Origin of the sequence: Salmonella sp. 32031103-2018-00083-FB-01-SM-01 (genome assembly GCF_017571995.1) — a bacterium.
Classification (GTDB): Bacteria; Pseudomonadota; Gammaproteobacteria; order Enterobacterales; family Enterobacteriaceae; genus Salmonella; species Salmonella enterica.
The window spans coordinates 191,237-213,386 of the sequence record NZ_JAGEQL010000005.1 but is presented as its reverse complement, the minus strand read 5'-3'; the positions used below and the strand labels follow the sequence as shown (position 1 = coordinate 213,386).

The window sequence follows — 22,150 nt, the reverse complement described above, 5'->3', positions numbered from 1 at the left end:
ACATGAAGAAAATTCCAGGGAAAACTCTGAAATTTGTAAGTAACATTGATCGGCAAAATAAATAATCCCAATAATTCAGGAGCGAACCTTGACCCACGTACCATCGCGTCATTCGGTATTGACCGCCGCACACTGGGGGCCAGTCCGCGTTGAAACCGACGGAGAACGCATTTTTGCCTCGTATGGCGAACTCCCGACGGCACACCAAAACTCCCTGCAAACCGTTGTGCATGACCAGGTTCACAGTAAAACGCGGGTTCGCTTCCCGATGGTGCGTAAAGGGTTCCTGGCTTCTCCCGATAAGCCGCAAGGCATACGCGGGCAGGATGAGTTTGTTCGCGTAAGTTGGGATGACGCGCTGGATCTGATCCACGCTCAGCACAAACGTATTCGCGAAAGTTATGGACCATCGTCCATCTTCGCCGGCTCCTACGGTTGGCGTTCGAACGGCGTATTGCATAAAGCGGCTACGCTATTGCAGCGTTACATGGCGCTGGCGGGAGGATATACCGGCCATCTTGGCGATTATTCCACCGGCGCGGCGCAGGCTATCATGCCTTATGTAGTGGGTGGTAACGAGGTTTACCAGCAGCAGACTAGCTGGCCGGTGGTGCTGGAACACAGCGAGGTGGTGGTGCTCTGGAGCGCGAACCCGCTGAATACTCTGAAAATTGCCTGGAACGCCTCGGATGAACAGGGGCTCGACTATTTTGCGGCGTTGCGACAAAGCGGCAAACGCCTGATCTGCATCGATCCAATGCGATCGGAAAGCGTCGACTTTTTTGGCGATAAGATGGAGTGGATCGCCCCACATATGGGCACCGATGTGGCGTTAATGTTGGGAATCGCCCATACGCTGGTGGAAAACGGTTGGCAGGATGAAGCGTTCCTTGCCCGCTGCACGACGGGTTATGATCGCTTCGCCGACTATCTTTTGGGCACGACCGACGGTACGGCCAAAACAGCGGAATGGGCGGCGGAAATTTGCGGCGTTTCTGCGGTGAAAATCCGCGAACTGGCGGAAATATTTCATCATAACACCACCATGTTGATGGCCGGTTGGGGAATGCAGCGTCAGCAGTTCGGCGAGCAAAAGCACTGGATGATCGTCACGCTGGCCGCAATGCTGGGGCAAATTGGTACGCCTGGCGGCGGGTTTGGTTTTACTTATCATTTTGCTAACGGCGGAAACCCGACGCGCCGCGCCGCCGTGTTAGCCTCGATGCAGGGAAGCCTCCCTGGCGGGGTCGATGCGGTAGATAAAATACCGGTGGCGCGTATTGTCGAGGCGCTGGAAAACCCCGGTGGGTTTTACCAACACAATGGGATGGATCGCCGCTTCCCGGATATTCGTTTTATCTGGTGGGCGGGCGGCGCGAATTTTACCCATCATCAGGATACCAACCGTCTGATTCGCGCGTGGCAAAAACCGGAACTGGTCGTTATCTCAGAATGTTTCTGGACGGCCGCCGCGAAACACGCGGATATTGTTCTGCCTGCGACCACCAGCTATGAGCGTAACGATTTAACCATGACCGGCGACTATAGCAATCAGCATTTGGCGCCGATGAAGCAGGTCGTGTCGCCCCGGTGGGAGGCGCGGAATGATTTTGACGTTTTTGCTGAACTGAGCGAACGGTGGGAAGTCGGCGGTTACGCTCGGTTCACCGAAGGAAAAAGTGAGCTGGCGTGGCTGGAGACTTTCTACAACATTGCCGCCCAGCGTGGCGCCAGCCAGGGGGTGACGCTGCCGCCGTTTGCCGCATTCTGGCAGGCTAACCGTTTACTGGAGATGCCGGAAAATCCCGCCAACGCGCAGTTTGTGCGCTTCGCGGATTTTCGCCGCGATCCTGATAACCATCCGCTAAAAACGGCCAGCGGCAAAATCGAAATCTATTCTGCGCGCATTGCCAGCTATGGTTACGCGGATTGTCCCGGCCATCCGATGTGGCTGGTGCCGGATGAGTGGCACGGGAACGCTGATGCGGGGCAGGTTCAGCTACTTTCCGCGCATCCGGCGCACCGTCTGCATAGCCAGCTTAACTACAGTTCGTTACGGGAGCGGTATGCGGTAGCCGGACGCGAACCGGTGACGATTCATCCGCAGGATGCGACAACGCGTGGAATCGTCGATGGCGATACGGTACGCGTCTGGAATCATCGCGGGCAGGTTCTGGCGGGCGCGGTCGTTACCGACGGAATTCGGCCTGGCGTGATCTGTATTCACGAAGGCGCATGGCCGGACCCTGAACCTACCGCAGGCGGCATATGCAAAAACGGCGCGGTAAACGTCCTGACAAAAGATCTTCCCAGTTCCCGGCTGGGGAACGGTTGTGCGGGCAACACCGCGCTGGTCTGGTTTGAGAAATATACCGGCCCGGCGCTACCGCTTACGGCGTTTGATCCGCCTGCCAACTCATAATCCAGGTGGGGTGGGCGGTATCCTCCTGCCAGGCGCTATCTTCAATACGAAAACCAAGCGCATGGTAGAAGTTTACGGCGGATTGATTTTTCTGGTAAACCTCAAGGCTCAGCAGAGGAAAACGTTGCTGGACATATTCCAGAAGCGCTTTGCCAATGCCGTGTCTTAACGCGTCGGGGGCGACAAATAGCGCCCCGACAAAACGGGCTTCCAGTACGCTGACGAAGCCTTTCAGTTGTCCATTTTCCTCCCATACCCAGGTTTGCGCGGCGGGTAAATAGACGTCGCGTACAATTGCTTCGCTCTCGTGCCAGTAACGTTCTTCGATAAAGGGATGGGCATAAATAGTACTTTTCATCCACAGCGCCAGAATAGACGCCATGTCTTCACTCTGGGATTTGCGAATCATGTTTTTCTCCCGGATGGCAAAAACAGCCGGTAATATGGTCGTTGACCAGTCCGCACGCCTGCATAAAGGAGTAACAGATAGTCGTACCGACAAACTTGAAACCGCGTTTTTTCAATGCCTTAGCAAGCGCATCGGACGCAGGTGTTGAGGTGGGGATCTTATCCAGGCTGGCCGCCTGGGTGATCTGCGGCTGGCCATCAACGAATGACCAGACAAAATCGGCGAAAGACTCGCCGTTTTGCTCCATCGCAAGCCAGGCGCGGGCGTTACTGATAATGGCCTGAATTTTACCGCGATGTCGTATGATGCCCGTGTTCTGCAGCAGGCGTTCAACATCCTCCTCCTGCATAGCTGCGATGCGTACCGGGTCAAACTGATGAAAACAGGCGCGGTAGTTCTCCCTCTTTTTAAGCACGGTGATCCAGGATAAACCGGCCTGCTGACCTTCAAGACAGATCATTTCAAACAGCTTTCTGCTGTCAGTCTCCGGCACGCCCCACTCGTTATCATGATAGGCAATATAAAGGGGGTCCTGGCTGACCCAGTCGCAACGCTGCATAGACTTCCTCGTTATTGTGGTTACCGCGAAAATTTCCTTCAACCCGCCTTGACGGGCCCGCTAAAAGGACAATAGTTAATACAGGGCTGATGCCCGACATCCTTCATTCAATGACAATAATATCGCCGAATTCGGCTCTACTCTGGAGTCGCGTTGATGATTGTAAGAAAACGCCGTGGTCGCCGGACATTGCGTTGTCTGGCGGGCCTTATGGCCTGCTCGTTTTTTATCAATACCACGTATGCCTGGCAACAAGAATATATCGCTGAAGCGGCTCCGGGGCATACGACGGAACGCTATACCTGGGACAGCGATCACCAACCGAATTACAACGACATACTGGCCGAACGTATTCAGTCTACGCAAAATATGGTGGGTCCGGTGCTTAGCCTGGCGGATGAAACCCCGCTTGATGCGACCAGCGGTATCAGTATGGGCTGGAATTTTCCGCTTTCCCGACGCGTGACCACTGGGCCGGTCGCGGCGCTGCATTACGACGGTTCGACGTCATCAATGTATAACGAATATGGCGATAGCGCGACGACATTAGCGCTTACCGATCCGTTATGGCACGCCAGCGTCAGTACGTTAGGCTGGCGGGTAAACTCGCAGTTCGGCGATGTCCGTCCCTGGGCGCAAATTAGCTATAACCAACAGTTTGGGGAAAATATCTGGAAAGCGCAGTCCGGGTTGAGTCGTATGACCGCAGGAAATCAGGCGGGAAATTGGCTGGATGTCACCGTAGGCGCGGACGTGTTACTTAACCCGCACATGGCGGCGTATGCGGCGTTTTCCCAGGCGGAAAATAGCGCTACGGATAGCGATTATTTGTATACCCTGGGGGTGAGCGCTCGCTTTTAACGAGATAAACCGCCGCCTGGACTTATTAGAAGTTCATCTAATACCCTGTCTATATATTTACAAAAATATATAGGTCAATCACATTCTCTATAGACACTTTTTGCGCTTCCTGTGGTCTACTTAGCCGCGCTTGTAGACTTTCTCACATCTGCGTTAGCCGCATATTTACCTGTTTGATTAAAGAATCGTTGTACAGGTCGTTTTTATCCCGATTCCCAGGGTTTGTTTGCATGAGATACATTAAATCGATGACGCAACAGAAACTTAGTTTCTTGCTTGCGCTCTATATCGGTCTGTTTATGAATTGCGCCGTGTTTTACCGCCGTTTCGGCAGTTATGCGCAAGAATTTACCATTTGGAAAGGCCTCTCCGCAGTTGTCGAACTTGGCGCCACGGTGCTGGTCACTTTCTTCTTACTTCGTCTTCTTTCACTGTTTGGCCGACGCGTCTGGCGTGTGCTGGCCACGCTGGTGGTGCTGTTTTCCGCTGGCGCCAGTTATTACATGACCTTCCTGAACGTGGTGATTGGCTACGGCATTATTGCGTCTGTTATGACCACCGATATCGATCTCTCGAAAGAGGTGGTGGGGCTGCACTTCGTATTGTGGCTGATTGCCGTGAGCGTGCTTCCGCTCATCTTTATCTGGAGTAACCACTGTCGCTACACGTTGTTGCGCCAGCTACGTACGCCGGGGCAGCGTTTTCGCAGCGCCGCTGTAGTGGTACTCGCAGGCGTAATGGTGTGGGCGCCTATCCGCCTGCTGGATATACAGCAAAAAAAGGTTGAACGGGCGACAGGTATCGACTTACCCAGCTATGGCGGCGTGGTGGCGAACTCCTATCTGCCTTCAAACTGGTTATCTGCGTTAGGGCTGTATGCCTGGGCGCAGGTAGATGAGTCGTCGGACAATAATTCGTTAATAAACCCGGCCAGGAAATTTACCTATGTTGCGCCGAAGGATGGGGATGACACCTACGTCGTTTTCATTATCGGTGAGACGACCCGTTGGGATCACATGGGGATTTTCGGCTACGAGCGTAATACCACGCCGAAGCTGGCGCAGGAAAAAAATCTGGCGGCGTTCCGCGGCTATTCTTGCGATACCGCGACGAAGCTTTCTTTACGCTGTATGTTTGTACGGGAAGGCGGGGCGGATAATAACCCGCAGCGTACCTTAAAAGAGCAGAATGTGTTTGCCGTTCTCAAACAGCTCGGATTCAGTTCCGATCTGTACGCCATGCAGAGCGAGATGTGGTTCTATAGCAATACCATGGCGGATAATATCTCCTACCGCGAGCAGATCGGCGCCGAGCCGCGTAACCGTGGTAAAACGGTTGATGACATGCTGTTGATTGATGAGATGCAGAACTCGCTTGCCCAGAATCCGGAGGGTAAGCATCTGATTATCTTGCATACTAAGGGGTCGCATTTTAACTATACGCAACGTTATCCGCGCAGCTACGCTCAGTGGAAGCCCGAATGTATTGGGGTCGATAGCGGCTGCACGAAAGCGCAGATGATCAACTCTTACGATAACTCCGTGACCTATGTGGATCACTTTATTACCAGTGTGTTCGATCAGCTACGTGATAAAAAAGCGATTGTGTTCTACGCGGCTGACCACGGCGAGTCGATTAACGAACGCGAACATTTGCACGGTACGCCGCGCAATATGGCGCCGCCGGAGCAATTCCGTGTTCCGATGCTGGTATGGATGTCGGATAAATATCTTGCCAGTCCGCAACATGCGCAGATGTTCGCTCACCTGAAGCAGCAGGCGGAGATCAAAGTGCCGCGTCGTCATGTGGAGCTATACGATACGATAATGGGCTGCCTGGGGTATACATCGCCGGATGGCGGCATTAACCAGAACAACAACTGGTGCCATATTCCCGATGCGCAGAAAGTCGCCGCGAAGTAGGTTGTCTGCCGACTTTCTCGCCGATTGAATTGTATTTTGCGACTAAGGGATTGACGGGCGTGCGCCTGAGCAGTAAGATGCGCCCGCATTCGGTGATTGGCGCAGCCTGGTAGCGCACTTCGTTCGGGACGAAGGGGTCGGAGGTTCGAATCCTCTATCACCGACCAAATTCAGAAACCCTGCTCAATGAGCAGGGTTTTTTTGTATCTGAAGCCTGACGAGGATGAGAACCTCCGGGGGCAAGAGGTTCGACTCGAGCGAAGCGAGAGAACGTTGCGTCAGCAACGGCCCGCAGGGCGAGCCACGCAGTGGCGAGTCATCCTCTATCACCAGCAGGTTGACGCTCGCACCACCAGTTCAGGCATGATCCCGTCGCTGTGACTGACCTTCTTGCCCGCCAGCAAATCAAATAATAGTGTGATTGCCTGTCGCGCCACCTCATCAAGATGCATATTCACTGCCGTCAGCGGCGGCAGCGATTCGCGCGCGCGGATACCATCATAGCGGGTGACCACGCGCATCCGCTCCGGGATAGCTACTGCCTGTTCCTGAAAAGCGCGTACCGCGCCGCTGGCAAAGGTATCGATCAGCACCAGCACGCCGTCAACGTCGGGATGCGCCTGTAATAGCTGCTGCGCGGCCTGGTAGCCGGCATTTTCACCCTCGCTTTCATTGAGAGAGTAGACGACGGGGTCCTGGCGCCCCGCGCACCAGCGCTGGTAAGCCGCTTCGCTCTCCTGAACTGATGTTCGCCGAGTGTTACCGACAAATAACGCACATTTGCTGGCGCCGGAGGCCTCCAGATGCGTTAGCAGAAGCTGTGCTGTTGCCGCCGAGTGCAGCTCAACCCACGGCACAGGCGTGTCGGTGCCCGGCGTGCGGCCAATGGTGACGCAGGGAATGCCCGCTTGCGCCAGCGCCTGGAGCTGCGGGTCGTTCTCCGCCGGCTCAATCAGGATCGCCGCGTCAAAGCTGACGGCATCCAGTGGATTTGCCCCCGGCGGCACCAGAATCAGCGCATGCTGTTTTTCCAGCGCCATCATCGCGGACGTTAACGCCACCTCCATCATAAATCCCAGTCGTGACGCACCGGAGGCAATCGCCAGCGGCACCGAAGAGAGCAAGGCAATGGTATTGGTTTTGCCGGTTCGCAACTGGCGGGCGCGAATATTCGGCGTGTAGTTGAGCGCAACAATGGCCTCTTCAATACGCCGTCGCGTCTGCGGCTCGACAAAGCGGGTGTTGTGCAAGGCATTGGATACCGTCCCTGGCGACACGCCTGCATGGCGGGCAACATCAATCAACTTTGCGCGTTTTTTATTTTGAACAGCCATCTGCTTCCTGACCTTCGAAAGTTTGCGCACAGGGTAGCATATTTACCAGACGGTAACGTTTGCTTTTTTTCGGTGAGGATCGTAAAAAACTCTTCATTAAAACGTTTTAATGGGGTATTTTGGCGCAAATTTATTCCTCAGGAGGCGATGTGGCACACTTAACTCAGGATTCGACTTTCACCCTTGGACGCCGTCTGGCGGGCCTTATCTACGCTGATAAGGCGAAGAGCTTTGGCGGCTATACGCTTTTTGCGCCGCAAACCGCCGAAGGGCGGGTTTACCTGGTGGACGAGCAGGGCGAAGTCGCGCATCAGTGGCAGCTTCCGGTTCGCGCCGGGCGTGATGCAGTGCTGCTGCCGAACGGTAATCTGGGTTATAACGGCAGCCACCGCACTTCAGCGAACCTCTATCCGGCGTGGGATCTCTGGCACGGCGGCGACTTCTACGAAGTGACGCCGGATAACGAAATCGTCTGGCATTACGAAGATATTTACCATCACCACGATGCGCAGTGGCTGGAAAACGGTAACCTGCTGTATACCGCCGCGTCGCCGTTACCTGCCGATATCGCCGCCCGTGTTACCGGCGGCGACCCACGCCGCGATGCGCCGGACGGCGTGATTCAGAGCGACGTCGTCAAAGAGGTCAATCGCGACGGTGAAGTGGTCTGGGAATGGCGTGCCTGGGAGCATTTGAATCCGGAAGATTTCCCGATTCATGATATTTTCGATCGCCGCCACTGGCCGATGATTAACGGCCTGTCCGTCACCCGTGATGGCCTGGTACTGATGAGCCTGCGTACCACTTCCGGTGTCATTGCCGTGGATAAAGAGAGCGGGAAGGTTATCTGGCATGCAGGGCCGGAAGTCGTAGCGCAGCAGCACACGCCGGTTGAGATGGAGAACGGATCGATTCTGGTTTTCGATAACGGCAACCTGCGTCCCGGCGTCACCTCGCCGCACTCCACGGTGCTGGAGTTCGATCCGCAGACCAAAGCGATTACCTGGCAGTATCGCGATATCTTCCCGCCGGCGTTTTTCTCGCCGTATATGGGGAGCGCGCAGCGGCTGGCGAACGGCAACACCTTTATCTGTGAATCGGCGTTTGGCCGCCTGTTTGAAGTCACCCCGGAAGGCGAAACGGTATGGGAATATATCATTCCGTTCTTTAATGAATATCCGGAGCACCTCAGTAAAGGCATTATTCCTGGAAAACAGAACAGCGCCTTCCGTGCGCATCGCTATGCCGCTGATGCCATTAGTTGGTTGAAATAATGCAGACCGCCAGCCCGCGCTGGCGGTTATTTTTTTGATGTTTTATGGGAGTTAATCATGCCGCAACCTGGCCTTACTACGCCGGATAACGATGCATTACCCTGGCAAACCACCTTACTTTTGGCGCTTCAGCATGTGCTGGTCGTTGCCGCCACCCCCATTACCTCCGTCTTCCTGATCGCCAAAGCGCTGCACTTTACCGATACGGTGACAGCCTCGGTACTTAGCGCGACCTTTCTGATGTGCGGTCTGGGCGCTATTTTGCAAAGCCTGGGCGTGAAAGGGGTGGGCGCGCGTTTGCCGTTTATTATGGTACCGGGGGGCGCGCCGATTGCGATTTTCGTTGCGATCGCTTTACAGACCAATATCCAGACCGCGATTGGCGCCGTAATTCTGACCTCGCTGTTCTACTTTATCGCGTTGCCGATTTTCCGCCGCTGCCTGCACCATTTTCCCCCCTTTATCATTGGCATCATGCTGCTAATGGTGTCGATTAACCTTATTCGCCTGTACGGCGGGTTGATCATTGGCCAGCCAGGGAGCGCCGACTTCGCTCATCCAACCAGTATCATTTTATCGCTGGGGACTATCCTGATAACGCTGATTTTCGCGCTGGCGTTTAGCGGTATTTTGCGCCAGTTGGCGGTGATGTTCGGCCTTTTAGCGGGAACGCTGCTGGGAATGGCGCTGGGTAGCACCGATTTTAGCGGTGTTGGTCACGGGCCGCTGTTTAGTTTCCCACAGCTTTTGCCGTTCGGCTGGCCGATTTTTGATCTCTCCGCCTCGCTGCCGTTACTGATTTACGCGGTCATCTCTATGGCTGAAGCAACCGGGCAAACGATTGCTACCGCGGAAATAGTCAATTCCACGCAAAATGTGCAGCAGGCGATTCCACGTACCATTCGTGGTGATGCGGTAATGTCGCTGCTGGGGGGGATTTTTGGCACCTCCTTAATTATCACTTCCGGCGAAAATATTGGGGTGGTACGCACCACTAATGTGAAATCGCGTTTCGTGACTGCGGCTGCCGGAGGGTTGTTAATCCTGATTGCCATATTCGCGCCGCTGGTACGTCTGGCGACCTGTCTGCCAGGTTCGGTGGTGTGCGGTACGGCGGTGATTGTCTTCAGCATTATCGGGGTTATCGGTATTGATATGATTGCGCGTGAGCCACTGCATACGCCGGGTAAAACCTACGCGCTGGCGATGGGGCTGGCCATGGGAATGCTACCTATACTGGTACCCGGCCTGTATCAGAATTTCCCGGCGGGCGTACAGATGGTCTTTGGCAACGGCATGGCAGCGGGGACGTTGACGGCGATTCTGGTGAACTCGTTGTTTAACTGGAGCGAAAAGCGCACGCAGGCCAGGGTCAAAAGTTAGTTTTTGTGATCGCGGTAGGCCGCACGACGGCCTACTTATTTACAATTTTGTGACATATTCGATGGTGTTTTTCAATGTCCGGATAACTCTTTTTTGCACACGGCTTATGGATAACCTCAGCATTTTCGCCTGTGCGTTTTAGCGTTAGTGGTATTAATCGCTCAGATAATCAACATATCGAAAGAAATTTTTCAATTAATGGCTAATTGTTAATCACTAACTGTTGCAAAATATTAAGTGAATAACTCTGCCTTTCTGCCCATAGCACAAATTTCCCTGCTGAAAATACCCTTCTGAACTTTTTTTAATCTTTGTTTGTTAATTCTCACCGTTGTTGTAAAAGCTGGTTACCTGTATTGACGTTTTGACATTCTATTGACAGATTGTAGGGAATGAGGGGCATTTTATGGAGAATCCGCACTGCAACTCAGTCGATTATGCGAACGGAATCCCCACCTCTCACTACTGACCTGACCAGGTAAAAAACAAAAAAGGCCGGGCGGTAAAAGCCTTTGCAAAGGGCAAAACAACATACATCACAATTATTGGAGCAGAAGAATGAGTATTTCCTTGAAGAAGTCAGGGATGCTGAAGCTTGGTTTGAGCCTGGTGGCCATGACCGTTGCAGCCAGCGTGCAGGCCAAAACCCTGGTTTATTGTTCAGAAGGCTCGCCGGAAGGCTTTAACCCACAGCTCTTTACGTCTGGCACCACCTATGATGCCAGCTCCGTACCTATCTATAACCGTCTGGTTGAATTCAAAACCGGCACCACGGAAGTGATCCCGGGTCTTGCTGAGAAGTGGGATATCAGCGAAGACGGTAAAACCTATACGTTCCACCTACGTAAAGGGGTGAAATGGCAATCCAGCAAGGATTTCAAACCCACGCGCGAGCTGAACGCCGATGATGTCGTGTTCTCTTTTGACCGGCAGAAAAACGAGCAGAACCCGTACCATAAAGTGTCTGGCGGCAGCTATGAATACTTTGAAGGCATGGGGCTGCCGGATCTGATTAGCGAAGTGAAGAAGGTAGACGATCACACGGTGCAGTTTGTGCTGACGCGTCCGGAAGCGCCGTTCCTTGCCGATTTAGCCATGGACTTCGCCTCTATTCTTTCTAAAGAATATGCTGACAACATGCTGAAAGCCGGTACGCCGGAAAAAGTGGATCTGAACCCGGTCGGCACTGGCCCGTTCCAACTGGTGCAATATCAGAAAGATTCCCGCATTCTCTACAAAGCTTTTGACGGCTACTGGGGCACGAAGCCGCAGATCGACCGTCTGGTCTTCTCCATCACCCCTGACGCCTCTGTGCGTTACGCCAAACTGCAGAAGAACGAATGTCAGGTGATGCCGTATCCGAACCCGGCGGATATTGCGCGCATGAAAGAAGATAAAAACATCAACCTGATGGAGCAGGCCGGTCTGAACGTGGGTTATCTCTCCTACAACGTACAGAAAAAACCGCTGGATAACGTCAAAGTTCGCCAGGCGTTGACCTATGCCGTGAATAAAGAGGCCATCATCAAAGCCGTTTATCAGGGCGCGGGCGTTGCGGCGAAAAACCTGATCCCGCCGACAATGTGGGGCTACAACGACGATATTAAAGACTACGGCTACGATCCGGAAAAAGCGAAGGCGCTGCTGAAAGAAGCCGGTCTGGAAAAAGGCTTCACCATCGATCTGTGGGCGATGCCGGTACAGCGTCCCTATAACCCGAATGCGCGTCGTATGGCGGAAATGATCCAGGCGGACTGGGCGAAGATTGGCGTTCAGGCCAAAATTGTCACCTATGAATGGGGCGAATACCTCAAGCGCGCTAAAGATGGCGAGCACCAGACGGTGATGATGGGCTGGACCGGCGATAATGGCGATCCGGATAACTTCTTCGCCACGCTGTTCAGCTGCGATGCCGCCCAGCAAGGCTCCAACTATTCAAAATGGTGCTACAAGCCGTTTGAAGACCTGATTCAGCCTGCGCGTGCGACCGATGACCACAACAAGCGTATTGAACTCTATAAACAGGCCCAGGTCGTGATGCATGACCAGGCGCCAGCGCTGATCATCGCTCACTCCACGGTTTATGAGCCAGTGCGTAAAGAAGTTAAAGGCTATGTGGTTGATCCATTAGGCAAACATCACTTCGAAAACGTCTCTGTCGAATAATTAAAAGAGCGCTGCGCCCCGGTGTTGTGTAGGCCGGATAAGCGCAGCGCCATCCGGCGTAATGCTTTATCCGCGATGCAGTTTGCGTGGGATAAGATTTGTGAGCAATACAGACTCACGGTTCCAGGCCGTGGGTCATGAGAGAGAATTCGGGTTATGTTGCAGTTCATTCTCCGACGTTTGGGACTCGTTATCCCGACGTTTATCGGTATTACCCTTCTCACCTTTGCCTTTGTCCACATGATCCCCGGCGATCCGGTGATGATCATGGCGGGTGAGCGAGGTATTTCCCCTGAGCGTCATGCTCAACTGCTGGCTGAACTCGGTCTTGATAAACCGATGTGGCAGCAGTACCTCCATTATATCTGGGGGGTGATGCATGGCGATTTAGGCATCTCGCTGAAAAGCCGAATCCCCGTGTGGGACGAGTTTGTGCCTCGCTTTAAAGCGACGCTGGAACTTGGCGTCTGCGCCATGATTTTTGCCGTCGCCGTGGGGATTCCGGTGGGCGTGCTGGCCGCAGTGAAGCGCGGTTCTATCTTCGATCACACTGCTGTTGGCCTGGCGCTGACCGGTTACTCTATGCCTATCTTCTGGTGGGGCATGATGCTGATCATGCTGGTCTCCGTCCACTGGAACCTGACGCCGGTTTCCGGGCGCGTGAGCGATATGGTGTTCCTTGATGATACCAATCCGTTGACGGGCTTTATGCTGATCGACACCGCTATCTGGGGCGAAGAGGGTAACTTTATTGATGCGCTGGCGCATATGATCCTGCCTGCGATGGTGCTCGGTACAATCCCGCTGGCCGTCATTGTGCGTATGACCCGTTCGTCGATGCTGGAAGTGCTGGGGGAGGATTACATCCGTACCGCACGCGCCAAAGGGTTGACCAGGATGCGCGTCATTATCGTCCATGCTCTGCGTAACGCCATGCTGCCAGTCGTCACCGTGATCGGCCTGCAGGTCGGGACGCTGCTGGCGGGCGCGATTCTGACAGAAACTATCTTCTCGTGGCCCGGTCTGGGGCGCTGGCTGATCGATGCGCTGCAACGCCGCGATTATCCGGTAGTGCAGGGCGGCGTGTTACTGGTAGCGACGATGATTATTCTCGTCAACCTGCTGGTAGACCTGCTGTACGGCGTGGTGAACCCGCGTATTCGGCATAAGAAGTAAGGGGCCATCATGTCACAGGTTACTGAAAATAATGTTAATGCCGCACCGGCGCCCATGACGCCATTGCGGGAGTTCTGGCACTATTTCAAACGCAATAAAGGCGCGGTCGTCGGGCTGGCGTATGTTCTCATCGTGATCCTGATTGCGGTGTTTGCCAACTTTATTGCGCCGTACAACCCGGCAGAGCAGTTCCGCGATGCGCTGCTGGCGCCGCCGGTCTGGCAGGAAGGCGGCAGTTGGGCGCATATTCTGGGAACGGATGATGTTGGTCGCGATGTCCTCTCGCGCCTGATGTATGGCGCGCGTTTGTCGCTGCTGGTCGGCTGTCTGGTGGTTGTCCTGTCGCTGGTAATGGGGATTATTCTCGGCCTGGTCGCGGGCTACTTCGGCGGTCTGGTCGATAACATCATCATGCGCGTGGTCGATATTATGCTGGCCCTGCCGAGCCTGCTGCTGGCGCTGGTGCTGGTGGCGATCTTCGGCCCCTCCATCGGCAACGCTGCGCTGGCGTTGACGTTTGTGGCGCTGCCGCACTATGTCCGCTTAACCCGCGCGGCGGTTCTGGTAGAGGTGAACCGCGATTATGTGACTGCCTCCCGCGTGGCGGGCGCAGGCGCGATGCGTCAGATGTTCGTCAATATTTTCCCGAACTGCCTTGCGCCGCTGATCGTTCAGGCATCGCTCGGTTTCTCTAACGCCATTCTCGATATGGCCGCCCTCGGCTTTCTTGGCATGGGCGCGCAGCCGTCAACGCCGGAGTGGGGCACCATGCTCTCTGACGTATTGCAGTTCGCGCAAAGCGCCTGGTGGGTCGTGACCTTCCCGGGGCTGGCGATTCTGCTGACGGTACTGGCATTTAACCTGATGGGTGACGGTCTGCGTGACGCGCTCGATCCCAAACTGAAGCAGTAAGAGGTTCGAGATGGCGTTATTAAATGTAGATCAATTATCGGTGCACTTCGGCGATGAAGGGACACCGTTCAAAGCCGTCGACCGCATTAGCTACAGCGTGAAGCAGGGTGAGGTGGTCGGTATTGTCGGCGAGTCTGGTTCCGGCAAATCCGTCAGCTCGCTGGCGATTATGGGGCTTATCGATTACCCAGGCCGCGTGATGGCGGAAAACCTGCTCTTTAACGGACAGGATCTGAAGCGCATTTCCGAGAAGGAACGTCGCAACCTGGTGGGCGCTGAAGTGGCGATGATTTTCCAGGACCCGATGACCAGCCTCAATCCTTGCTATACCGTTGGCTTTCAGATTATGGAAGCCATCAAGGTACATCAGGGCGGGAACAAGAAAACCCGTCGTCAGCGAGCGATTGACCTGTTGAACCAGGTGGGTATTCCCGATCCGGCTTCTCGTCTGGATGTCTATCCGCACCAGCTTTCTGGCGGCATGAGTCAGCGCGTGATGATTGCGATGGCAATAGCCTGTCGACCAAAGCTGTTAATTGCCGATGAACCGACCACGGCGCTGGATGTGACCATTCAGGCGCAAATCATTGAGCTGCTGCTGGAGTTGCAGCAAAAAGAGAACATGGCGCTGGTGCTGATTACCCATGACCTGGCGCTGGTGGCGGAAGCGGCGCACAAAATTATCGTCATGTACGCCGGGCAGGTCGTCGAAACTGGCGCTGCGCAGGATATTTTCCGCGCGCCGCGTCATCCCTACACGCAGGCACTGCTACGCGCGTTGCCGGAGTTTGCGCAAGATAAAGCGCGTCTGGCGTCGCTGCCGGGCGTGGTGCCGGGGAAATATGACCGACCGACGGGGTGTCTGCTTAACCCGCGCTGCCCCTACGCCACGGACAGATGTCGTGCGGAAGAACCTGCTCTCAACCAACTGGACGATGGACGTCAGTCAAAATGTCATTACCCACTTGATGATGCCGGGAGGCCCACACTATGAGTACGCATGAGGCCACCTTGCAACAGCCGCTGTTGCGGGCTATCGACCTGAAAAAACACTATCCGGTGAAGAAGGGGATCTTTTCTCCGGAACGGCTGGTAAAAGCGCTGGACGGCGTGTCGTTTAATCTCGAACGCGGTAAAACGCTGGCCGTAGTGGGGGAGTCCGGTTGTGGAAAATCCACACTGGGCCGCCTGCTGACGATGATTGAAACGCCAACCGGCGGCGAGCTTTATTACCAGGGGCAGGATCTGCTCAAACACGATCCGCACGCGCAGAAACTGCGGCGGCAGAAAATTCAGATTGTGTTTCAGAACCCCTACGGTTCCCTGAACCCACGCAAGAAAGTGGGGCAGATTCTGGAAGAGCCGTTGCTGATCAATACCAGCCTGAGTAAAGCGCAGCGTCGTGAAAAAGCGCTGGCGATGATGGCGAAGGTGGGGCTGAAAACCGAGCACTACGACCGCTATCCGCATATGTTCTCCGGCGGCCAGCGTCAGCGTATCGCTATCGCCCGCGGTCTGATGCTTGATCCGGACGTAGTGATTGCCGATGAACCGGTCTCCGCGCTCGACGTGTCGGTGCGCGCCCAGGTGCTGAACCTGATGATGGATTTGCAACAGGATATGGGGCTGTCTTATGTCTTTATCTCGCACGACCTGTCGGTGGTGGAACACATCGCCGATGAAGTGATGGTCATGTACTTAGGCCGCTGCGTGGAGAAAGGGACCAAAGAGCAGATTTTTAACAATCCACGTCATCCCTATACCCAGGCGTTGCTCTCCGCCACGCCGCGGCTGAATCCGGACGATCGCCGTGAGCGGATTAAGCTGACCGGCGAGTTGCCGAGCCCGCTGAACCCGCCGCCGGGCTGCGCCTTCAACGCCCGCTGCCGCCGTCGCTTCGGACCCTGTACGCAGTTACAGCCGCAGCTTAAAGAGTACGACGGCCAGTTGGTGGCCTGCTTTGCCGTCGATCAGGATGAAAATCCGCAGAAACCGCTGAGTTAATTGCGTTTTATGCCGGATGGCGGCTGCGCCTTATCAAGCCTACACCGTACCTGTAGGCCTGGTAAGCGTAGCGCCACCGGGCATGGCTCTCCGGTACGACTTATTCAATCAATTTTAATAACGGCGACAGGCACAACAATATTCCATATAACAGAATAAGCCAGGTTTTCAGGCCGCGTAATTTTTCCAGTTGCGCTACTTTATAAATCAGAAAAAAGGGAATAATACACGCGACAATGCCATAAAGCGGACTGCCTAACTGGAAAAAGACCAATACTGAGACGCGAAACGAAACCCAAATAACCAGAGTCACCACGATAAAGACACAGATTCCAGATGTCAGTAACAGTGGGTTGACGTTTTTGACATCCATAATACGACTCAATACATTCAGCACAATACCTTTAAGCGCTTCGTGAAAACCTAAATAAATACCAAAGAACGCGGTAAGTACGGCAAAAATATTGAGGATGGTAGAGGTAATGTGGATGATATGGCCAGGGATTACCTGAGCTGCCAGTGCAAGGGCGGAAATATTCTGCTCGAACGCTGATACCGCCTCTTCATGGCTAATCGAAAAGGTAAACGAGAACGAGAAAAAGAGAATAATGGCAATCAGCGTAATATAGCTAATGCGATGCGTGCGAATCGCCATCCGGGTGGCCAGCACACGGTCAGGTTCGCGCTTACGATAGGCGATGTTCATTGGGTTTAGTACCTGAATGAAGACCGCAGAAAAGAAGCAAAATGGGATAGTGAGCAGTACGTCGCGAAAGAAAACCGATGCGGCGGGAAAGGCGGAAATATTATCAAGGTTCCAGTGTGGGAGCATCGCAAAACCGAATATCAGAATGATCCCGACTTTTACCACCACCATCGGGCCGGAAATTTTAAATAATAATTTTTCCCCGCCGGAGGCAATCGCCACCAGCACGGCGAAAATCGCGACTTTATAGATAATAGACTGCGAAAGATCGGCCTCAGTAAGGCCGAAGGTTTTGATATAGGAGGCGCTATCAAACACCACCGACAGGGAGTAAATAAACACCCCGTGGATAATCATAAGAAAATAGATTACACCGAGGAAAACGCCCCAGTTTTTGCCAAGATAGTGACTGATAATATCCGTATAATCGTCACAGGTTTCGCTTTCAGATAACGTTTTTAGATAAATATCCTGCACAATATAGGTAGCGGGATAGGCGATGATAAAAGCGGTAATAAATACCCAGATCCCCTTGAGACCGATTTGCACTGGCATTAAGACGGTACCGGCGCCGATCGCCATACCGATACACAAGAGCACCCAGCCAAAATCATATTTTGTAAACGGTAATCTCGTTGAAAGCGGTGTGGTCGTAGCGTTACTGTTATTTAATGGTAATGTGTCGTCCTGCATAGAGCCCCCTGCCCAAAATATAGGCAGCTCTCTCATAAAGAATGCTGCCTATAACCAGGCTATAGTGCCTTGATACCCGATGCGGCAAACCGGTGACAGCGGTTCGCCGAGCAATCGTCAGAATGCTGCTTTTCTGCTGGCGCGTTCAAGGTCATGAATAATATCGTCGGGATCTTCAGGTCCCGCTGAAAGACGGATAAGTTCGTCGGTAATACCTGCTTTTAGCCATTCCTCTGGCGCAACAGGCGAATATGTCATAGACGCAGGATGCTGAACGAGGGTTTCGGTATCACCGGGACTGGCCGCGAGGAGGCATAATTTACAGAATTGAGCGGCTGACTGCCAGCCTCAGAAATGCTGAATGTATTCTGGCAAATAAAAGTAATCGTCTGCGAAGCGTCACGCAGATTGTACGTTAGCGCCGTGCCGGGACGGGGATTTTGCCGTAATATCAGCAGCAAGCCGGGTTTACCCGGTGAGGCGCAATGTTGCGGGGGCTTGATCCCCGGCGGCATAGGTTGCTGGATAGAGAAAACCCCCGCACGTTAACTGGTATAAACCTGGCAACCTGACGGGGGCTAACTTGAACCTCAACACATCAAGGATAGCCGCGAACGGTTGCCATTGCAACAAGGCGGCTATATGACGCTTACGCAGTTGGGCGTGGCCTTCTGGCACGATCTGGCGGCGCCGATCATTGCTGGCATTATCGCCAGTGTGATCGTCAACTGGCTACGTGACAGGAAGTAACGCGTTTTGAGCGTCTGTCCGCCGTAATGGCAACATGCGCCCGAACCAGGCCGCAGGGGAAACCTTGCGGCCTTTTTCGGTTTACTGCGGGTAAGGCACCCAGTCGCCGCCATTCAGACGAACGTAGGGCTTACCCTGGTACTGAATTACCACCGCATTAGCGTTTTCTGAAACCGGCGCGGTTTGCGGCAGATTGCTGGTCAGCTTGTTCCAGTTCACACTGTCTTCGGTAAAGAGCTTACCGTCCACGGCGCGTACGACCAGTTCGGAAATCGCCAGGTAGCTGCTCGGCTGGTTAATATCAATCGGCGCGCCCTCATGCGGGGCTTTCATGCCAAAAAATTTCACGCCCGCCGGGACGTTGGTGATGGAGGGGCTGGGAATATCGCGCAGGCCTGAGATCTGCATTCTGTCGCCCTTCAGCGCGCCGCCGTGCTCCGGTACGACGACCACCATCACCTTACGCCCGGATTTCTCCAGTTCGGTAAAGAAAGCGTCCAGTTCATCGAACAGTTTCTGCGCGCGGATTTTATAATCCGCCGTTTTGCTGACGCCGGGGAAGTGGTTGCCATCGTGCAGCGGCAGCAGGTTAAAGAAAGTCGCGGAGCGGGAATTGGCTTCACGTTCTTCCCCTGTCAACCAGCGGTTCAGGACCGCCAGATCGTCATATACCGGCGAGCCGTCGAATGACAGCAGGGCGGTTGGCAGGCCGGACTGGTTCATCAGTTCGCTCTGCATACCGCCGTTTTCGCGAACTTCTTTCAGGAAGCCGCCAAATTCACCGTTATGATCCATCATCAGATGCTGAGTAAAACCCAGCTTCGCCAGGTTATCAAACAGATAACATTCGTTATCGGCTGGTTGATAAAGTCGGGTATGCGATGGTTGACCACAGCTGGCGCGCAGCAGACGAATGGCCGCCGGGCCGCTGTAAGACGTACCGGAATTAAAGTGTTTAAACAAAATGTCAAAGTGCGACCATAGCGGATGTGACATCAAGCCTGCCGCTTCGACATCCGACCAGGAGAGCGAACAAATATTGATGACCAATAGGTCGAACGGCTGCGCATCAGGCGGAAGCTGCGCCGGGAACGTCGTTTTCCGCTTTTCTTCCGCGGCATAGAAGGTGTTCAACCAGGCGTTCAGATTTGCGGTCGTCGGCGGCGCGGTTTGCGCAGGCATATCGCCGATGACCGGCTTATCGCCCGCTGTCGCGACGGTAGCGGCCGCATTACCGCCAGTCGTCGTCACCGTATCGGTTGGCTGGCCTGCCGGCCACAGCGTAAAAACCGGGCCGGTTAATGTCAGGACATTCAGCCATACCATGATGGCGACCACAAACACCGTGACCCGAATCCACTGTGATAAAAAAAGCCAGGCAACCAGCAGTACGAAGATGGCGCCGATCATTTGCCAGTTAATAAAACGGGCGATCAGATCGAGCAGATAACCGGAGCTGAATTCCGCCACCTGCGTCCCCTGGCTCATAATGCTTTGCGGGCCGGGCAGCCAGGTATCATGCCAGAACAGCGCGAAGCCGACGGGAATGGCAATCCAGTGGCGCAACCGGTGAAGGCGATACTTTGGTATTGGCATGAGCAGAAACGCCATGAATACCAGATTCAGTAAAGGATGAAAATTCAGATAGCCTGCCCATAGCAGGCCAAACTTGACCAGAAAATAGAAGTTCCAGCCGGAAAGACCGCGCCAGTATTGCCAGAGCGGAGAAGGCATTGAAGGAGTTTGAGTATGCTGAGTCATTTTTTGTCTGCCTTGACTTTCGTAGCGCGGCGCAGAGTTCCGGCTGGTTTTACATAACGAGGTTTGGCAAATAGCAGCCGGGTCGTATCACTGATACGGCGTAGCGAATGACGCGCCAGATACCCCAGCGGAAAGAAAATCAGCGCGCAAAAAAGAATAATTTGCACGATATCGCTGATGGTCATCATGATGCACGCTCCGCGGTGTCGTCGAGCAATCGCAGGGGTTCAGGAATACGACGCCAGATACGGCCATCGTGTTCGGCATTTATTACCGGGTCGGCGCGTTTTGCCAGCGGTAGCGGCGTTCCCCACAGTTCCGGCGACAATAAGCGCATCTGCACCAGCTCGGCGCTGATTTGTTTATCTTCGAACCAGACCATACGATTAGAGAAAATATCGCCCGTCGGCAAAGGGAAAATATGGTTTAACGCGGTATCCAGATCGTTGACCCGGCAGAATGATAAAAACAGCACCAGACGGTTGCCGCCGATGGTCATAATGTCGCCGGTTCGGTTTGGCCGACATAATGTTAACGCCTGTTCAACCCGAATGCCCGGCACCGGGCGCAGCGCGACCAGAACGCCTTTCCCGTCGGCGGGGAGCAGGGTGTTGCTCATCATCGTATGGATGGCATCGCAGAAGGTATCCCACGGCTGAAAACCGCGCAGTTTCAACGGCTGCGTCATCGACAGTAGCGTGGTGATGTCTTCCGGTACGTAACGGCTGAACTGCTGCCCCTGCACGCTTTCAATAAGCGTCAGACAGCGTGAAAGCGGGGCATTCCAGGGAATGATCATATTCGCGCCGCAGCCCAGCAGCAGGCGCTCATCGGTGGCGCGCAAACTGGCGATATTTTCGCGCACGACAATTTTCAGCGCGCTTCCCCGCTGGCGCCGCAAAGTATGAATGCGACGAGCAAGCGGCTCGATTTGGTTGTTCTGTGTAAGCGAAAAAATAATTGTCGCGGCCTGCGCCGTGCGCGCGTCGTTGAATAGCGCTTCGTTATTGTCGAAAAGCGTCCAGTGTTCCGAGAGCGGCGGCGCGCCTTCAAGGACGGCGACGTGGCTAAGAATGCGTTTTTCATCGCTACGCGGCTGAATTGCCGTCTCCTCCTGATGGGATAGCGTCCAGCGTTCGTCCTGCTGACACAGCAATAACTGCTGTCGGGCGCTGACGCCTTTTTCGTTACACCAGAAGGCAATATCGAACAAATGTTGGTCGCCCTGAAAACGTAAACTGGCGAGGCCGAAAAGTGAGCGATACTCGCCCATCAACAACGAGGACTGTTTATCGCTATTATTACAAGGGTTAATAACCAACAATGAACAGTGATGAAAACGAGTCCATTTATTCATTTTTTCCAGCCATTTATGCAGGCTTTCTGACGTTATATTCCGCCACGTGTTATTTGCACAAATAAGAATGAAAAAGTAATGCGTCGGGTTAACAGAACAAAGCAAATCGTGGGGCAAAGAGTATAGCCCTTTTTCTGAATCCGGCATGGTAAATAAGCGGATTTTCTCCGGACCGTGAGATTCATCTAATTTGATTACTTTGCCAGGATCGCCTTCCATGCCGATGACGGCGACATTTGCATTCTCCGTTTGTGACGCAATCGTTTGATTCACCAGGCTGATGGCATCTTGCTGGCGATCGGCGTTAACCCACCAGACGCCGCCGGTTGGCATATGGCGCAGTTCATCCCATAATGATGAGATGCCGAGAGAAAATACGGGGTCCACAGTGTCCCTCATGTCACTATTTTAACTGTTTATCAGTTTACTAGCGAAAGCACAGAAATAAACCTAACATTGAA

The 22,150-nt window shown here is 54.0% G+C and carries 18 protein-coding genes, 1 tRNA gene, 1 other RNA gene and 1 pseudogene; 13 read left to right on the top strand and 8 right to left on the bottom strand.

Annotated elements, in window-relative coordinates; genetic code table 11:
* Positions 1–88 precede the first annotated feature (88 nt).
* Complete coding sequence (locus tag J4614_RS15970) at positions 89–2,422, top strand: molybdopterin guanine dinucleotide-containing S/N-oxide reductase (RefSeq protein WP_208293238.1); 2,334 nt, start codon at positions 89–91, stop codon at positions 2,420–2,422.
* On the opposite strand, the gene J4614_RS15965 is transcribed toward J4614_RS15970, so the two are convergent.
* Together J4614_RS15965 and tag are read right to left on the bottom strand one after the other, a co-directional pair.
* On the bottom strand, positions 2,391–2,831 hold the full coding sequence (locus J4614_RS15965; RefSeq protein ID WP_000619902.1) for an N-acetyltransferase: 441 nt from the start codon (positions 2,829–2,831) through the stop codon (positions 2,391–2,393). The two genes, J4614_RS15970 and J4614_RS15965, sit on opposite strands and share 32 nt — an antisense overlap.
* The gene (gene tag / locus J4614_RS15960) at positions 2,809–3,390 is read right to left on the bottom strand and encodes a DNA-3-methyladenine glycosylase I (protein WP_001188418.1); all 582 of its coding nucleotides are present in this window, start codon (positions 3,388–3,390) and stop codon (positions 2,809–2,811) included. The genes J4614_RS15965 and tag overlap by 23 nt, the downstream gene beginning before the upstream one ends.
* Before the next feature lie 156 nt (positions 3,391–3,546).
* On the opposite strand from tag, the gene J4614_RS15955 reads away from it, so the two are divergent.
* The 4 genes from J4614_RS15955 to J4614_RS15940 all read left to right on the top strand — a co-directional run bounded on the left by J4614_RS15955 (position 3,547) and on the right by J4614_RS15940 (position 6,508).
* Entirely contained in the window at positions 3,547–4,251 is a 705-nt protein-coding gene (locus J4614_RS15955; RefSeq protein WP_208293237.1) for an autotransporter outer membrane beta-barrel domain-containing protein, read from the top strand.
* 230 nt (positions 4,252–4,481) lie between these two features.
* Positions 4,482–6,173 carry a kdo(2)-lipid A phosphoethanolamine 7''-transferase gene (eptB, locus tag J4614_RS15950; RefSeq protein WP_001269257.1) on the top strand — a complete coding sequence of 564 codons (1,692 nt, stop codon included), beginning with the start codon at positions 4,482–4,484 and terminating at the stop codon, positions 6,171–6,173.
* A 90-nt stretch (positions 6,174–6,263) separates the two neighbouring features.
* Positions 6,264–6,340 (top strand) — tRNA-Pro (locus J4614_RS15945).
* 35 nt (positions 6,341–6,375) lie between these two features.
* Positions 6,376–6,508, top strand: a non-coding RNA gene (locus J4614_RS15940) — RtT sRNA.
* Here the strand turns inward: J4614_RS15940 and J4614_RS15935 are convergent.
* Positions 6,500–7,507 (bottom strand): substrate-binding domain-containing protein, encoded by a 1,008-nt coding sequence (locus tag J4614_RS15935; protein WP_000290712.1) that lies wholly within the window; start codon positions 7,505–7,507, stop codon positions 6,500–6,502. The two genes, J4614_RS15940 and J4614_RS15935, sit on opposite strands and share 9 nt — an antisense overlap.
* 149 nt (positions 7,508–7,656) lie before the next feature.
* Here J4614_RS15935 and J4614_RS15930 point away from each other — a divergent pair, with 149 nt between their 5' ends.
* From J4614_RS15930 to dppF, 7 genes are all read left to right on the top strand, one after another.
* On the top strand, positions 7,657–8,781 hold the full coding sequence (locus J4614_RS15930) for an aryl-sulfate sulfotransferase (RefSeq protein WP_000940805.1): 1,125 nt from the start codon (positions 7,657–7,659) through the stop codon (positions 8,779–8,781).
* Between the two features lie 57 nt (positions 8,782–8,838).
* Entirely contained in the window at positions 8,839–10,164 is a 1,326-nt protein-coding gene (locus J4614_RS15925) for a uracil-xanthine permease family protein (RefSeq protein ID WP_001136076.1), read from the top strand.
* Positions 10,165–10,722: 558 nt separating this feature from the next.
* On the top strand, positions 10,723–12,330 hold the full coding sequence (gene dppA, locus J4614_RS15920; protein WP_000028049.1) for a dipeptide ABC transporter periplasmic-binding protein DppA: 1,608 nt from the start codon (positions 10,723–10,725) through the stop codon (positions 12,328–12,330).
* A 156-nt stretch (positions 12,331–12,486) separates the two neighbouring features.
* Entirely contained in the window at positions 12,487–13,506 is a 1,020-nt protein-coding gene (gene dppB / locus J4614_RS15915; protein WP_000938843.1) for a dipeptide ABC transporter permease DppB, read from the top strand.
* Between the two features lie 9 nt (positions 13,507–13,515).
* Positions 13,516–14,418, top strand: coding sequence for a dipeptide ABC transporter permease DppC (dppC, locus tag J4614_RS15910; protein WP_208293236.1), 903 nt, complete (start codon positions 13,516–13,518; stop codon positions 14,416–14,418).
* A gap of 10 nt (positions 14,419–14,428) precedes the next feature.
* Entirely contained in the window at positions 14,429–15,412 is a 984-nt protein-coding gene (dppD, locus tag J4614_RS15905) for a dipeptide ABC transporter ATP-binding protein (protein ID WP_001196509.1), read from the top strand.
* Positions 15,409–16,422, top strand: a complete 1,014-nt coding sequence (gene dppF, locus J4614_RS15900; RefSeq protein ID WP_000103561.1) for a dipeptide ABC transporter ATP-binding subunit DppF — start codon at positions 15,409–15,411, stop codon at positions 16,420–16,422. Before dppD ends, dppF begins: the two co-directional genes overlap by 4 nt.
* A gap of 100 nt (positions 16,423–16,522) precedes the next feature.
* On the opposite strand, the gene J4614_RS15895 is transcribed toward dppF, so the two are convergent.
* Positions 16,523–17,821 carry an aromatic amino acid transport family protein gene (locus tag J4614_RS15895; protein WP_001528183.1) on the bottom strand — a complete coding sequence of 433 codons (1,299 nt, stop codon included), beginning with the start codon at positions 17,819–17,821 and terminating at the stop codon, positions 16,523–16,525.
* A 117-nt stretch (positions 17,822–17,938) separates the two neighbouring features.
* Positions 17,939–18,091, bottom strand: a pseudogene (locus J4614_RS22170) (PLP-dependent transferase); the annotation flags it as partial.
* A 372-nt stretch (positions 18,092–18,463) separates the two neighbouring features.
* On the opposite strand from J4614_RS22170, the gene J4614_RS15885 reads away from it, so the two are divergent.
* The gene (locus J4614_RS15885; RefSeq protein ID WP_001537650.1) at positions 18,464–18,571 is read left to right on the top strand and encodes a type I toxin-antitoxin system toxin Ldr family protein; all 108 of its coding nucleotides are present in this window, start codon (positions 18,464–18,466) and stop codon (positions 18,569–18,571) included.
* An 81-nt stretch (positions 18,572–18,652) separates the two neighbouring features.
* Here J4614_RS15885 and bcsG read toward each other — a convergent pair whose 3' ends face one another.
* Genes bcsG through bcsE form a run of 3 tightly spaced genes read right to left on the bottom strand, consistent with a single transcriptional unit; the run spans position 18,653 to position 22,088 of the window.
* Positions 18,653–20,332 (bottom strand): cellulose biosynthesis protein BcsG, encoded by a 1,680-nt coding sequence (gene bcsG / locus J4614_RS15880; RefSeq protein ID WP_000192022.1) that lies wholly within the window; start codon positions 20,330–20,332, stop codon positions 18,653–18,655.
* Positions 20,329–20,520 carry a cellulose biosynthesis protein BcsF gene (bcsF, locus tag J4614_RS15875; RefSeq protein ID WP_000988321.1) on the bottom strand — a complete coding sequence of 64 codons (192 nt, stop codon included), beginning with the start codon at positions 20,518–20,520 and terminating at the stop codon, positions 20,329–20,331. Before bcsF ends, bcsG begins: the two co-directional genes overlap by 4 nt.
* Positions 20,517–22,088, bottom strand: coding sequence for a cellulose biosynthesis c-di-GMP-binding protein BcsE (gene bcsE, locus J4614_RS15870; RefSeq protein WP_001205771.1), 1,572 nt, complete (start codon positions 22,086–22,088; stop codon positions 20,517–20,519). Before bcsE ends, bcsF begins: the two co-directional genes overlap by 4 nt.
* Between the last annotated feature and the right edge of the window lie 62 nt (positions 22,089–22,150).